This window comes from Lentimicrobium sp. L6, assembly GCF_013166655.1.
Taxonomy (GTDB): domain Bacteria; phylum Bacteroidota; class Bacteroidia; order Bacteroidales; family UBA12170; genus UBA12170.
Genome location: NZ_JABKCA010000009.1, coordinates 49,663 through 64,944, shown reverse-complemented (window position 1 = coordinate 64,944; position 15,282 = coordinate 49,663). Strand labels below are relative to the sequence as shown.

At 36.6% G+C, this 15,282-nt stretch carries 7 protein-coding genes; all 7 read left to right on the top strand.

Annotated elements, in window-relative coordinates:
- The first annotated feature begins 15 nt into the window (after positions 1-15).
- The 7 genes from HNS38_RS03690 to HNS38_RS03660 all read left to right on the top strand — a co-directional run bounded on the left by HNS38_RS03690 (position 16) and on the right by HNS38_RS03660 (position 15,201).
- Complete coding sequence (locus tag HNS38_RS03690) at positions 16-3,249, top strand: hypothetical protein (RefSeq protein WP_172282256.1); 3,234 nt, start codon at positions 16-18, stop codon at positions 3,247-3,249.
- Between the two features lie 14 nt (positions 3,250-3,263).
- Positions 3,264-4,823, top strand: a complete 1,560-nt coding sequence (locus HNS38_RS03685) for a hypothetical protein (RefSeq protein ID WP_172282254.1) — start codon at positions 3,264-3,266, stop codon at positions 4,821-4,823.
- Positions 4,824-5,087: 264 nt separating this feature from the next.
- A complete protein-coding gene (gene secDF, locus HNS38_RS03680) occupies positions 5,088-8,228 on the top strand; it encodes a protein translocase subunit SecDF (RefSeq protein WP_172282252.1) in 3,141 nt (1,046 codons plus the stop codon).
- A gap of 79 nt (positions 8,229-8,307) precedes the next feature.
- Positions 8,308-8,679, top strand: coding sequence for a twin-arginine translocase TatA/TatE family subunit (locus HNS38_RS03675; RefSeq protein ID WP_172282250.1), 372 nt, complete (start codon positions 8,308-8,310; stop codon positions 8,677-8,679).
- A gap of 38 nt (positions 8,680-8,717) precedes the next feature.
- Positions 8,718-11,168 (top strand): OmpA family protein, encoded by a 2,451-nt coding sequence (locus HNS38_RS03670; RefSeq protein WP_172282249.1) that lies wholly within the window; start codon positions 8,718-8,720, stop codon positions 11,166-11,168.
- Positions 11,169-11,175: 7 nt separating this feature from the next.
- Complete coding sequence (locus HNS38_RS03665) at positions 11,176-12,351, top strand: AIR synthase related protein (protein ID WP_172282248.1); 1,176 nt, start codon at positions 11,176-11,178, stop codon at positions 12,349-12,351.
- Between the two features lie 387 nt (positions 12,352-12,738).
- Positions 12,739-15,201 carry a DUF5686 and carboxypeptidase-like regulatory domain-containing protein gene (locus HNS38_RS03660; RefSeq protein WP_172282247.1) on the top strand — a complete coding sequence of 821 codons (2,463 nt, stop codon included), beginning with the start codon at positions 12,739-12,741 and terminating at the stop codon, positions 15,199-15,201.
- Positions 15,202-15,282 lie beyond the last annotated feature (81 nt).

Below are 15,282 nucleotides of genomic sequence, written 5' to 3'. Positions count from 1 at the left end.
TCAAAATTGAACAAAATGAAAACACGATTACTATTTTTAATGTTATTCTTAGGTTTTATATCAATAAGCCAAGCCCAAGTTTCTATCAATACCGAAGGAAACGACCCTCATGAATCAGCCATGCTCGATGTATCTAGCAACGAAAAAGGATTATTAATCCCTAGCATGAGTGCGATAGAAAGAGAAGCCATTTCAAATCCAGCCAATGGCTTGATGGTTTTTGATATTGACAACAGCAGCTTTTGGTTTTATAGTACCTCAACCAATCAATGGGAAGTGATGACAGGAGCTATTGTGACTGCTTTAAATGATTTAATGGATGCCAGAACCAATACCACCAGCATTTTCATTGGCGACATGTCTGGTCAACACATATCAGGAAATAATAATGTCACATTGGGAGTGGGCGCCATGAGAAATCATGAAGAAGCTCATGCTAATGTAGCTATTGGATATTTTGCAGGCTATACTTCTGAGCCCTCCGATGCTTCAGGAAATATTTTTATTGGGAATGAAGCGGGTTCTGGAAATACCGAAAGCCACCAGCTCATTATTGATAATGGAGCCACTGAAAATCCACTTATACATGGCAATTTCTTAGAAGATCATTTAAAAATAAATGGAACACTTCAAATTACCGGAGGAAACCCTGAGGAGGGCAAAGTATTAACAACAGATGGTAATGGAATAGCCTCTTGGGAGACCATTCCATCAGGAGTCAATGAGTTAAACGAGCTTAGCGATGCTAAAACAAGCAGTAATAGCCTTTTTCTAGGAGCAGAATCAGGAATATTGGATAACGGAGAACTCTCAAATACTGGCCTTGGTCAGATGAGTTTAAAAAATAATTATGGCGGTGAAGCAAATACAGCGGTAGGCTTTGGAACATTAAGCAATAATGAAGTGGGTAGTGAAAATACAGCCATTGGCTCCATGAGTTTGGCTTCCAATACTGTCGGTTTAAATAATACTGCGGTAGGCTTTACTGCAATGGCCATTAATACTTCAGGAACCGAAAATGTAGCCATTGGTAGCAGAGCCCTTTTGATGCAAACAGCAGGAAATAACAATACCGCAATTGGAACAGGTGCTGGACAAAATGCAGGACAAAGCAGCGAAGGCAATGTTTTTATTGGATATGAAGCCGGAAAGGAAGAAGAAGGCAGCAACAAACTGTATATTGAAAATTCCAGCTCATCTAATCCACTTATCGCCGGAGATTTCGAAACAGATCAAGTTAAGATCAATGGTGAATTAACAATTCTAGATGAGCTTACAGTCCAAGAAGAAATAACTAGTTACGGTGATATCAATACACTAAATAGCCTCAATGTCAATCAAGATATAAATGTTAGTAATAACGGAATCATCAATAAAGATCTAACTATAAATGAAAATTTAATAGTGAATGATAGTGCCATCATCAATACAAACCTTACTGTAAATGAGCAGATTCGTATTTCAGGTGGAAATCCTGGAGAAGGAAAAGTATTAGTTTCGGATGCTAATGGACTTGCCTCTTGGCAAGAATCTGAAAATTCTGGACCTAATGAACTAAACGATCTTGAAGATGCAAAAACCATATACTCAAGTGTTTTTATTGGTGAGAGTTCAGGACTAAACGAAACCGTGAATAATTACAATACCGCGCTTGGTTATCAATCATTAATGAGTAATACAGGCGGTAGCGGAAACAATGCCTTTGGTAAAGAAGCTATGCTGAATAATTCCTACGGGGATAATAACACTGCCATGGGTCTAAAATCCCTATATTCTAACACTCAAGGCAGTAATAATATCGCCATTGGTGGCTCTGCCCTTTACCATAATAGCTTAGGAAATTATAATACAGTAATAGGATATCAAGCAGGAAAAGGAACCGAGAATACCAATATCTCAGGAAGTGTTTTCATTGGTCAGAAGGCGGGTTATAACGAAACAGAAAGCAACAAGCTTTATATAGAAAACACCTCCTCTTCAACACCTCTTATTGGTGGTGATTTTAGCACCGATGAAGTTGAAATTAATGGCACCCTGAAAATCACCGGTGGTAATCCTGGTCCAGGAAAAGTTTTAGTTTCCGATGAAGAAGGTAAAGCAAGCTGGGAAACATCGGAATCAGGAGCCAATTCTATAGATGATTTAAGCGATGCTAAAAACGATAATTCAAGTATCTATATCGGAACCATTGGTGCAGCTGACAATGGAAGTAATAATAATACAGCGGTGGGTATTTCTGCTCTGAATTCCAACCAAATTGGCGCTAACAACACTGCTTTTGGTAAACTGTCTCTATTCTCTAACAATAGCGGAAGTCATAACTCTGCTTTTGGAGCTGGGAGCATGGAATTAAACACCAATGGTGTTCGAAATACAGCCATGGGTTCAGGAGCATTATACAATACGGGGTCTGGTTCAAATAATACTGCTATTGGATATGAAGCTGGTTTCGGAAGTTACGGTTCAAACTCTTCAGGGAATGTATTTTTAGGATATCAAGCCGGTTATAATGAAACAGGAAGCAACAAGCTTTATATCGATAATAGCAATACCTACTTTCCTCTAGTCTATGGTGATTTTGATCAAAATCAATTAGAAGTAAATGGTGAATTTAAAGTAGCAAATGGAAGTTTCAATATTCTAAAGGTTAATGATAATAAACTAGAAACGAGTGTAAATATAATTGCTAATGAGAAAATAATCGCAAACAAGGCTATTGAAGCACACGATGATATCATTATCAGCGATAACAAAAACATAACTTACGAAAATGTAAGAACAGGGAAATTACAACTTAGTGGTTTAGATTTTCAAACTTCATTTAACGAGGACTATGGTGTTACTGTTAATTACGGAGCCGGCGGAGTATATATTGAAACCCATTATGTGGATTATCTCTACGCTAATTTATATGCTCCTGTGAAGCTCCCTCAGAATGTGACCATCACAAAAATGACTACTCACATATCTGGCAGTATTACTACAAATGTTGATATCATACTTATGCGAAAAACGCCAACTCAATTAATAGGTGAAGGAGACGAGCTAAGTATGACAAATTTTACTTTCAATACTAATGAGTTAACAAGTTATTCCATTTATAACTTTGATTACCCTACCATTGATAATGATTATGTATACTTTATACGATTTCGAGGGATGATTACGACACCGGAGGAAACTAATTGGGGAGGACTTGGAGTACTAACTGTCACTTTAGAATATGAGTACCAATCATTAAATTACTAAACAAAGGAGCCATCATGAAAAGCACAACAAAAACCCTCTTGGCTATGAGTCTACTCCTCTTTTGGAGCACCGTCTCTGCCGATGGAGTCATAAAAAACGGAGCTAAACTAAAGCTCAAAAAAGGAACTCATCTTATTGTAAAAAATGATTTACAAATTCAAAATAACGCCTCAGTCATTATTGAAGGTATGTTAAGCATCGATGGAGAATTATCAAATGAGAATAGCTATCAAGGTATTATCATCACTTCGGATTTAGACAACACAGGCTCTCTCATACAAGAAATGGGTAATGCTCCAGCTACCGTGAACAGGTTTATGAGAAACCGAAGCACACACTTTATTGGAGCTCCAGTTACTGGTGAACTCAGAGAAGTATTAGATTTCGGAGGAGACCCTTTTACCCAAGTCTATTCTTTTAATGAAGCCTCCTCAAATTATCAAATTATTAATGACGGCAACCATGAGTTGATAAATGGTGCAGGATATCGATATTATATTGGTTCCAGTTCAAGCCAAGGAGTAACACCAAGTTTTCAAGGTGAGCTTTTTGCCGAGGATCTTGAATTGGATCATAATTCAATTCCAGCTTTACAACATCAACATAGAGGCTTCAATTTAATTGCCAATCCCTACGCATCAGCCATTGATTGGGACGATGAGAGTATTGAAGTATCTAATATGGAACACAGCGTTTGGGTTTATGATGGTAGAAAAAGAAGATTCAGGTATAGAAATTCTTCTGGTTATGGTTCACTTACAGAAGGGATTATTCCAATGGGACAAGGGTTTTTAATTAAAACACGAACGGAGGAGGCTAGCATTACAATTCCCAAGCAAGCTAGAAGACATGCCGCAAACGAATTTTACAAATCAGAAAATGCAATAGATAGCGAAGTGAGTTATTTGGTTTTCCATGTCAAACAAGACACCCTAGAAGATGAGATTTGGCTAGGTTACCAATGGGATTCCTCCGATGACTTTGATAATGGAATTGATGTTTCAAAACTCTTCCATTTCGAAGAAGTTCCTCAATTTTATTCTGTGCAAAACGAGGACCAATTAAGCATAAATATGATAGAGGAACCTCTGGAAACAGCAAAAATTATCCCTATACATTTTTTAGCTGGAATAGCCGGAACACATGAACTATCATTAGTCGAATTCCAAGGATTTGGGGATAAAGATTTACTACTCGAGGATTTACTCACTGGAATTTGGTATCCAATAGAAGATTTCTCCAGTGTTGAATTCCAGAGCAGTCCAGAGGATGAATCTTTAAGGTTTCTGCTTCATATCAACCAAACAGTGAATACCAACGACCTTGGTTCTGAACTATCAAATGTTCAGATATACTCATGGGATAAACAAATCTATATCAATTCTAAAGGGGTGCTTAAAAACCAAACGAAACAGGTCAAAATCTTTGATATTAATGGGCGCTTATTATCTCAGCAAAACTCAGCAGCTGAGCCAGAAACTATAATTAAAAACCCATTTCAAAATCAAATTTTAATCATAGAATGTATTTACACCAAGCAAAGCTTCCAACAAAAAATCATCAAACTTAAATAGCATTATTATATTGAGTTTTTAATGCCGGAATAATTCAATTCCGGCATTTTTTAATACTAATTCTCAAGATACACATACCATAGGTTAGCGACAGAAAAAATAGCGAAAAAAAATGAATCAAGACCCAAATCAAGCCTTTAAAAATCAAATAACACACTCATTTTAAGCACTGTTAATTTCTTTCTCTAATTAATTTTTTAAAGACAAAATATTATCCTATTTTTGCGCCTTGAAAAATTAGGATTATAATAAAACTCTAAACACATGCAAAACAAAGGAGCTATACGTCTATTTGCCATCGTTTTTGCCGCAGTTTGTATATTCCAGTTGTCTTTTACCTTCTTCGCAAGAAAAGCTGAAAGCAATGCTGTTGAATACGCTAGCGCACCAGAAGCCGTTGAAATGGCAAATGTTTTAGCAAACGGGAACGCCCTGAAAGAAGGGATGCTTTTTGATTCTATCTCAAAAGCAAGAGAGAAATTTTACCTTGACTCTCTACAAAACGAGGTAGTATTCAATATTTTAATAAGAGAATACACCTACAAGGAAGTAAAAGAAAGAGAAATCAACTTAGGTCTTGACCTTAAAGGTGGTATGAACGTAACTTTAGAAGTTTCTGTTCCAGACATCATTGTTGCTTTATCGGGTAAAAGTAAAAACGTTACTTTTAGAAAAGCCATTGATATGGCTCGTGAAATGCAAAAAAGTACTGATGACGCTTTCTTGAATTTATTTCGTCAATCTATTAACGAAGTAGATCCAAACTTTAGCCTTGCTACAGTATTTAGTACAATTGATTTAAAAGACAAAATCAATTATAACTCAACTAACGACGAAGTATTTGCTGTTTTAGAAGGTGAAGTTGACGGTGCAATCGACCGTACTTTCAACATCTTAAACACTCGTATCAACAGATTCGGTGTTTCTCAACCTAATATCCAGCAATTAGCAACCAAAGGCCGTATCTTAGTTGAACTTCCTGGCATTAAAGATCCAGACCGTGTAAGAAAACTTCTTCAGGGTACTGCTCAACTAGAGTTCTGGGAAACTTGGGAATTTTCTGAAGTAGTTGCTTATTTTGCTCAAGCTAACCAAACATTAGCCCAAAAGAATGCTGCTAATAAAGTTTTAGAAAAAGTAGCTGAAGATAAAGCTGCCGAAATCGTTAATGAAGAAACTGCAGCTGAAACAGCTGCTGAGGTTGAAACAGCCACTGCTGATGCTGCTGAAGGTAATTCTTTAATGGACGAGATTGAATCAGATACAACAGCTATTGACGAAGAATTAGCTGCAAATCAGTTCTACGAAAACAATCCAATTTACGAATATCTACAGCCTAACTTCCAACAAGACCCTAATTCTGGTCAGGTTTATCCTGCCAAAGGTGCTAGTGTTGGTTATGCTTCAGTTAAAGATACTTCTCGTGTAAACGCCATGTTGAAAATGACAAAAAGCATTTTCCCAAATAATGTACGTTTCATGTGGACTATCAATCCAGTTGAAAAAGGTTCTGACATTCACCGATTGGTTGCTATTAAAGTAACATCTCGCGATGGAGAACCTGCTCTTGGTGGTGACGTAATTGTTGATGCTTCTCAAGACTTTAGTCCAACCGGACAAGTTGAAGTTTCAATGAGTATGAATGCTGAAGGTGCTTTAACATGGAAAAGATTAACTGGTGAAAATATTGGACGTCAGATTGCAATTGCGCTTGACGGATTTATTTATAGTTTCCCTAATGTTAATTCTGAAATCGCGGGTGGACGCTCTTCTATCTCTGGTGGTGGAATGACAGTAGATGAAGCACAGGATATTGCAAACATTCTTAAAGCTGGTAAATTACCTGCTCCTGCTCGTATTGTTCAGGAAGAAGTAGTAGGTCCTTCTTTAGGTCAAGAAGCTATTAGCTCGGGTCTTTGGTCATTCGTGATTGCCTTTATGCTTGTATTGGCTTATATGATTTTCTTTTATAGCAGAGCTGGTTGGGTAGCGGATTTAGCCCTAATCATTAATCTTCTATTCATCTTCGGGGTTTTGGCTTCTCTTGGAGCAGTATTAACACTTCCTGGTATTGCCGGTATTGTTCTAACAATTGGTATGGCTGTGGATGCGAACGTGATTATCTTCGAACGTATTAAAGAAGAGGTAAATCTTGGAAAAGGAATTCGTTTAGCTATCACAGATGGATATAAAAATGCTTATTCTGCGATCATTGATGGTAACGTAACCACATTGCTTACTGCTTTTGTTTTATATACATTTGGTTCTGGTCCTATTCAAGGTTTCGCAACCACTCTTATCATTGGTATCTTTGCGTCTTTATTCTCAGCAATCTTTATCACTCGAATTGTTTTTGCTAATTTATTAGATAAAAACCAAGTGGTTAAGTTCAGTACTAAAGCAACTAAAGACTTCCTTAAGAATACTAAGATTGACTTCTTAGCTAAAAGAAAAATTGCATATGTTATTTCTGGTATCTTAATTGTATTAAGTATTGGTTCATTAGGAGTACGTGGATTAAGTTATGGTGTTGATTTTGCTGGAGGTAGAACTTATATCGTGCGTTTCGACCAATCAGTAAACACAACTGACATTCGCGAATCTTTAGCTACAGAGTTTGAACAAACTCCAGAAGTTAAAACATTCGGTGCTGATAGCCAAGTTAAGATTACTACTCAATATTTAATTGATGATAACAGTGACAACGTTGATGAAATTATTCAGAACAAATTATATACAGCTTTAAAAGGATTTATTGGGCACGAAATTACATATGCACAATTTGCAGGTGATACTGATAGTGAACAAATGGTAGGTATTTTAAGTTCTCAAAAAGTAGGACCTACTATTGTTGATGAGATTATCCGTGGAGCATTCATGGCTATTATCTTCTCATTAATCATTATCTTCGGATATATTGCTATCAGATTTAAGAAATGGCAATATGGTCTAGGTGGTGTTGCTGCTCTTTTCCACGATACTATTATTACTTTAGGTATATTCTCTATGTTCTGGGGATTACTACCATTTAGTATGGAAATGGACCAAGCATTCATCGCGGCGATTCTTACTATCATTGGTTACTCAATTAACGATACCGTAATTATCTTTGACCGTATTCGTGAGTTCGTTGGACTACACAAAAAGACTCCTCTCAAAGATAATATTAACGATGCCTTGAATAGTACTTTAGCTCGTACCATTAATACTTCTGGTACTACATTATTAGTATTATTGGCTATCTTTATCTTTGGTGGTGAAATTATTAGAGGATTTACCTTTGCTCTTCTTGTAGGGGTTCTAGTAGGTACATACTCTTCTCTTTTCACAGCTAGTCCTATCTCTTATGATTTATTAGGTGGAGATAAATTAATAGCAGAAAAAGATAGCAAAACGAAAAAATAATCAAATTGCTATTTGATATATAAAAAAGTCCCGGCTGTTTGTCGGGACTTTTTCTATTTTTGCAAAAACATTTGAAACAATGATGCCAAGTGCACTTTTATTTTTAGATTTTGGAGGAGGAGAAATTCTTATCATCTTATTGGTGATATTGATAGTTCTTGGTCCGAAAAAGATTCCAGAATTCGCTAAAAAAGCTGGACAAGTCATGCGATATATTAGAAATGCTACTGACGATATCAAAAGAGAAATCAATAAGGAAACTGGCGAAATTCAAAAACCTTTTAAATCGGCTTATAATTCGGCTACTGCCTTTAGCGAAAATGCTCACAAAGCCATGAAATCTACTCTTGACGATTTAAATCAAGAAGAGAATCAGGCCAAAGATACTGAGACAAATGAAAGTGATGAAAAAGTCACAAAAAAGGATACGAAATCAACAGAAAAACAATAAATTGCAAAAAGATTTGTTTATTCAGAAACATGAACCTAATGAATAAAATATCATATATACTTTTACTTTCAATTGGCTTATTATTTCAGCCCATTCTTAATGCTCAAAACCGACACATCAGGGCTGGTGATGAAGCTTACCAAGACCAACTCTATAAAGTAGCTGCGGAAAAGTACAAAAAGGGATACAACAAACTAAAAAATAAAGAAGACAAGTTGAATGTTGCCTTCAAAATGGCTGAATCTTATCGTAAGACTAATGACCTTCGCAGAGCTAAAGCTCAATACAAAAGACTTATCCGACTGAATGCACACCAGCAAACCCCGGAAATTGTATTACGTTATGGACAATCCCTTCTCATGCTCGAAGAGTTTAAAGAAGCAGAAGCACAATTTGCCATTTATGATACTTTAGTGGGAGACGATCCTCAAGCAAAAATGGCTGTCGCATCTATTAAGTTTGCTCGCCGTGCTTTAGAGAATCCAAAAAACTATACTTTAGAAAACATCAAAAGAATTAATTCCAAATTTGATGACTTTAGCCCAAGCTATCAAGATAATAACTATCAAAGTTTATACTTCACCTCTTCTCGTGAGGAGGCTCTTGGTAAAAACTTAGATGGTTGGACAGGAGAAAAGTTCTCCGATTTATTTTATGCTAAACTCGATAGAAAAGGCGAGTGGAGTAAACCCGAGTTAGTTGACGAGGAAGATATCATTAATACCAAAGGTAACGAAGGTCAATCCACATTCAATAGCCGGTTTAATAGGATGTATTTTACACGATGTTTTGTAAGCCCAAGCAGACCTTGTGGATGTTTAATTCTCCAATCTAAACGTTCTGGTCGAGATTGGGGAGATCCTGAAGTAGTAGAATTAGGTAGCGATAGTAGTCACGTAGTGGGCCATCCTGCTATAAGCGATGATGAGAAAACTATCATTTTTGCAGCTGATTTTGAAAGAGGCTATGGTGGAAAAGATTTATATATAGCTACAAGGGAAAGCATACAAGATCCTTTTGGGTATCCAACCAACTTAGGTCCACTTGTTAATACCAAACGTGATGAAATGTTTCCATTAATAAGAGATGACAGCACCCTTTATTTCTCTTCAAATGGCCTTGTGAGATTAGGAGGCTTAGATATTTACAAGGTGTTTTTTTATGCAGATACCATATCGGGAGATCCAATCAATATGGGCTTTCCCATAAACTCAGCTGCCGATGATTTTGGTATCATTTTTGACCCAGAGCAACAAGAAGCAGGCTACATGTCTTCCAACCGCCCTGGGGGTCGTGGTGGAGCAGATATTTATTCTTTTATCCTTCCTCCTCTAGAATATACCATTACAGGTGCTGTGACCGATGATTATACCTTTCAAGCAGTGGATGGATTAGATGTATTATTATTGGGTTCCGATGGCAGTGAGAAAAAAGTGAGAACTATTGAAGATGGTACCTTTACCTTCAATACAAAACAAGTATTACCAGATACTGAATACGAATTAGTTTTTGAAAGAGAAGGCTATTTTAGATTGGTATTGAAAGAAACCACTGTAGGTTTAGATCATAGTAAAGACATACAAATGGAAGTGGAATTACAAAGAATTCCAGAGGAGCCCATACTACTGCCTGAAATCCTTTTCGATTTAGCAAAATGGGATCTGAAACCACAGTTTGAGGATAGTTTACAAGGGTTAATTGAAACCATGGATGCCAACCCACACGTCATAGTTGAACTTGGTGCTCATACCGACAATAGAGGTCAGGATGAATCCAACGATATTCTCTCACAAAAACGTGCTGAATCTGTTGTAAATTATCTTATTCTTAGAGGTATTGACCCTGGTCGTTTATTTGCCAAAGGATATGGAGAAAGAGAACCTCGTAGATTAGCAACAGAGGTAAAGAAAAACGGTATCACTTTCCCAGAAGGAGTTACCTTAACCCAAGTTTACATTGATTCATTACCAAAATCCCAGCAGGAAACAGCCCATAGCTTGAACCGTAGAATTGAGTTTAAAATAGTAGGAAAAGATTACCAAGAAAGAGCATTAGCCGAACAAGGTGACACCAGTGATGTTTGGATTCAGATGCGAGAAAGAACAAATAGAGTTTTCTTCAACATGCCTGACAAACAAATGTATAAATTTGAATGTGCAATAAATGGTTATACCAACGAAGTCATCTATACACCACTTACTAAACTGGTTACTTGTTCTGTTGATTTTGCTTTAGAATTATTGAAACAAGGAATTATTAAGAAAGAAGACTTCAAAGGAAACCCAGACGATATTATTAGCACTGGAAATATTGAGCACAAATCGGTGTTCACCCTGAAAGATTTTAGAATAGGAAGTAAAACCATCAGAAACTTAGATGTATATGTTTGGCATGGTAGCCTCTACCCTTTCTTTATCAATGAAGTGACTTTGAAGAAATTTGGAACCCCTGTTATTGATGAAAAAAAGAGAAGCATCACTTTCGAATAAAAACAACATGAGCGATTTAAAATATAACCAAAGAGGTGTATCGGCTTCAAAAGAAGACGTGCATGCAGCTATTAAAAATATTGATAAGGGATTGTTTCCTAAAGCATTTTGCAAAGTCATCCCTGACTTACTTACCAATGATGATGAGTATTGTATCATTATGCATGCCGATGGTGCTGGAACAAAATCATCTTTAGGATATATGTACTGGAAAGAAACGGGCGATATTTCTGTTTGGAAAGGAATAGCCCAAGATGCTTTGGTAATGAATTTAGATGATTTACTTTGCGTTGGCGCCACAGATGACATTTTGCTTTCTTCTACTATCGGTCGCAATAAAAACCTCATCACTGGCGATGTGATTTCTGCTTTAATCAATGGTTCTGAAGAACTATTGGCAGAATTAAAAAAATGGGGCGTTAATATCCACTCTACTGGTGGAGAAACTGCAGATGTTGGCGATTTAGTGCGCACTATCATAGTGGACAGTACAGTAACAGCCAGAATGAAACGCTCCGACATTATTGACAATGCCAATATAAAAGCTGGTGATGTGATAGTTGGATTGAGCAGTTCAGGCCAAGCCATATACGAAACCGAATATAATGGAGGAATGGGAAGCAATGGTTTAACAAGTGCACGCCACGATGTTTTCTCTAAATACCTCACCAAGAAATATCCAGAAAGCTATGACCATGCTGTCCCTTGTGATTTGGTTTATTCTGGTGGCATGAGACTCACAGATCCCACAGAAGTGGAGGGTGTGGACGCAGGGAAACTCGTTCTCTCTCCAACTCGCACCTACGCTCCTATTATTAAAAAGATATTGGACAATCATCGCAATCAAATCCATGGTATGGTGCATTGTAGTGGTGGAGCTCAAACTAAGGTTCTTCATTTTATCGACAACCTTCACATCATAAAAGACAATATGTTTGACGTTCCTCCTCTTTTTAAGCTCATACAGGAACAATCTAAAACGCCATGGGAAGAAATGTATAAAGTATTCAATATGGGCCACAGAATGGAATTATATATTCCTGAAGATTTAGCCGAAGATATTATAAATATTTCTGAAAGCTTTAAGGTAGATGCGCAAATTATTGGTAGAGTAGAAAGTAGTGATAACAAAAAACTAACCATAACAAGTGAGTATGGTAAATTCATCTACGAACAAGCATAATGATTTACAATTTTGAAATAATTGAATATTTTTTCAAAAACCCTTGAAATGCCTTTTTCATAGTCGTAACTTTACAATCGAACAATTATTAGGAAACTAGTAAATTTACTGCCTAGAAAAGACCAAACCAATATCATGTACTTTGTACAATTCTCTTTTTGCTTCCTATAGCAGTTCGAAAAGTCATCTTAAATGGATTTTACCGTATTTAAATAAGATATTACAGAACCAAGGCAAGGGAGCCCCCTCTAGTATGCGTTAATTAAACACTCAACGCAAGTAAATAAGCCCAAAGTTTTTCCCTTGTGCTTGGTTTTTTTATGTTTTTTCACAAATCCATTATTCAGAATCCTCTATCTTTGTTGGCATAAAACCCCACTATATAAAATGAAAGGTCCTTTTTATATTTCTTTGTTATCCATTTTACTCATCGCATTATCAATCAATACTTTTGCTCAAAATAAAGTAATTACAGGAATTATTATCGATGAGGAATCTCGTGAACCTTTGGCATTTGTAAACATAGTTACAGAGGATGATAAATATGGAACATCCACTGATATCGATGGATTATTTCAGATGAAAATTCCCAAGAAAACAAAAAGCCTCACACTTTCCTACGTGGGTTATGAGAAGAAAAGTGTCGATATTTCCTATCAAAAGAGCCAGTTTATTTTTAAAATGAAGCCTTTGGCTTATTTGCTTTCTGAGTATGAGGTAACACCTGGAATTAATCCCACACACAGAATCATTAATAATGTCCTGCAATATCGCGATACTAACGACCCAAAAAAACTTCAAAGCTTCTCCTATACTTCCTACGACAAAATGGTAATCACCCTAGATTTGGAAAATAAGACCATGAGTGATTCAGTATTGCTGCTTCCTGATAGCATTAGTAACATTAGCTCCTTTATAAAAGACAAAGACATCCTCTTGATGGAAAACGTAGTGGAGAAAAAATTTATGGCTCCAGAGCGTAATCATGAGAAAATTATAGCTTCCAAAGTTTCCGGCCTTCAGGATCCATTGATTGTTTTCGTGGTTTCACAGATTCAATCCACCTCCTTCTACGATGAAATCATCCACATGGTGAATAATCATTATATCAATCCCATCAGCAAGGGAAGTTTAAGCAAGTATTATTTTCAAATGGAAGATACGACATACTCTAGCCAAGGGGACACCATTTTTTCTATTAGCTATTCTCCTTATTCCGATAAGAATTTCGATGGTTTACAAGGGGTATTAAGCATCAGTACAAAAAAATGGGCTATAGTAAATGTTAGAGCAAAACCCTTAAACAGTGATGAACAAGGCTTTAATATTGAAATACAACAACTTTATGGTTTTGTGGATGGACATTGGTTTCCGACCCAACTAAACACCAATATTATTTTTAATAATACCATAGCCACAACAAATGGAGAACAAGCAAAATTTATCGGTATTGGAAAGAGTTATCATAAAGATGTCATTCTGAATCCGGAGCTTGTGAAACAACAATTTTCGCATATTGAAGTGGAACTGGATCCAAATGCAGGCTATCAAAAAGAGGAATTTTGGAATCGGTACCGAAAAGATTCACTTTCGCAAAGAGACAAAAACACCTACGCTTTTATGGATAGTGTGGGCAAGGCTGAAAATTTTGATAAGACCATAAAACAAGCTGAGACGCTTTTCACTGGTAGGATTCCATGGGGAAAGTTTGATATCCCATTAGACAAATTTGCTGGATATAATAATTATGAAGGCCTCTGGCTTGGAGCTGGATTGAGAACAAATAAAAGGCTGAGTACCAAATGGGATATCGGGATTTATGGAGCCTATGCTTTTAGAGCTCAGAAAGCAAAATATGGTATCAATGGGCAAATCCTTCTATACAAACCTTTTTCCTTGAAGCTTTATGCTGCTTATTCTAAAGATTACCAAGAAGCTGCTGGAGTAGATTTTTATGATAATCATGAAACTACATTTAGCCCTGAGCGATTTAAGAACTTCTTTATTTCTCGTTCCAATTATACTGATAGAAAAGAGATAGCCTTCCGAATTAGGACCCTAAGATATATTCATGCCAGCATTGGAATGAGAGTAGATCATAAGGAGGCTGCCTACGATTATTCTTACCAAGGACAAGAAGCCATCATTCCAGGATACACTTTTGATTTTACTGAAATCAGGCTGGGACTTCGCTTTGCTTTTAAAGAGCGATATTTCGACAATAGCAGAATGCTTCTATCCATGGGAACAAAATATCCTATTGCCTGGTTTAATTATTCAAAAGGATTGAAAGGTATACTCAATGGTGATTATGATTTTCATAGATTCGATTTACGTATTAAGAAGAGCTTCTACACCAAATATTTAGGAGAAACTTCGGTAGATTTAATTGGTGGACTCATCATCGGAGACCTCCCCTATTCTAACCTCTATCGAGGACAAGGTACTTATGGAGTGATTACTGTTTTTGCTCCGGGAAGTTTTGGAAGCATGAGTGCCAACGAGTTTTTATCCGACCGCTATGTTTCTGCTTTTCTTAGCCATAACTTTGGCAACCTCATTTTTCAGGGAAAAAAGTTTAAACCCGAAGTGGTTTTAGTTACAAATATTGGTTTTGGTTGGCTCAATCACCCAGAACAACATTTAAACATTGGTTTTAAAACTATGGAGCATGGTTATTTTGAAAGCGGGATCCTCATCAATGATTTGGTAAATCTCTATCTTTATAATATCGGAATTGGAGCCACCTATCGTTATGGTGCTTATTCAAATAGGCTAGTAGAAGATAATCTTTCTGTGAAAATTAGTTTGACTTTTCCCATTAAACCTGCTTTCAAGGCTGTGGAGTAGGAACCTCAGTTTGACATTAAATTAGGCCACAGCTTCAGATAATTAGCTCATATATGACATAAATTAACGAAAATATTTCGG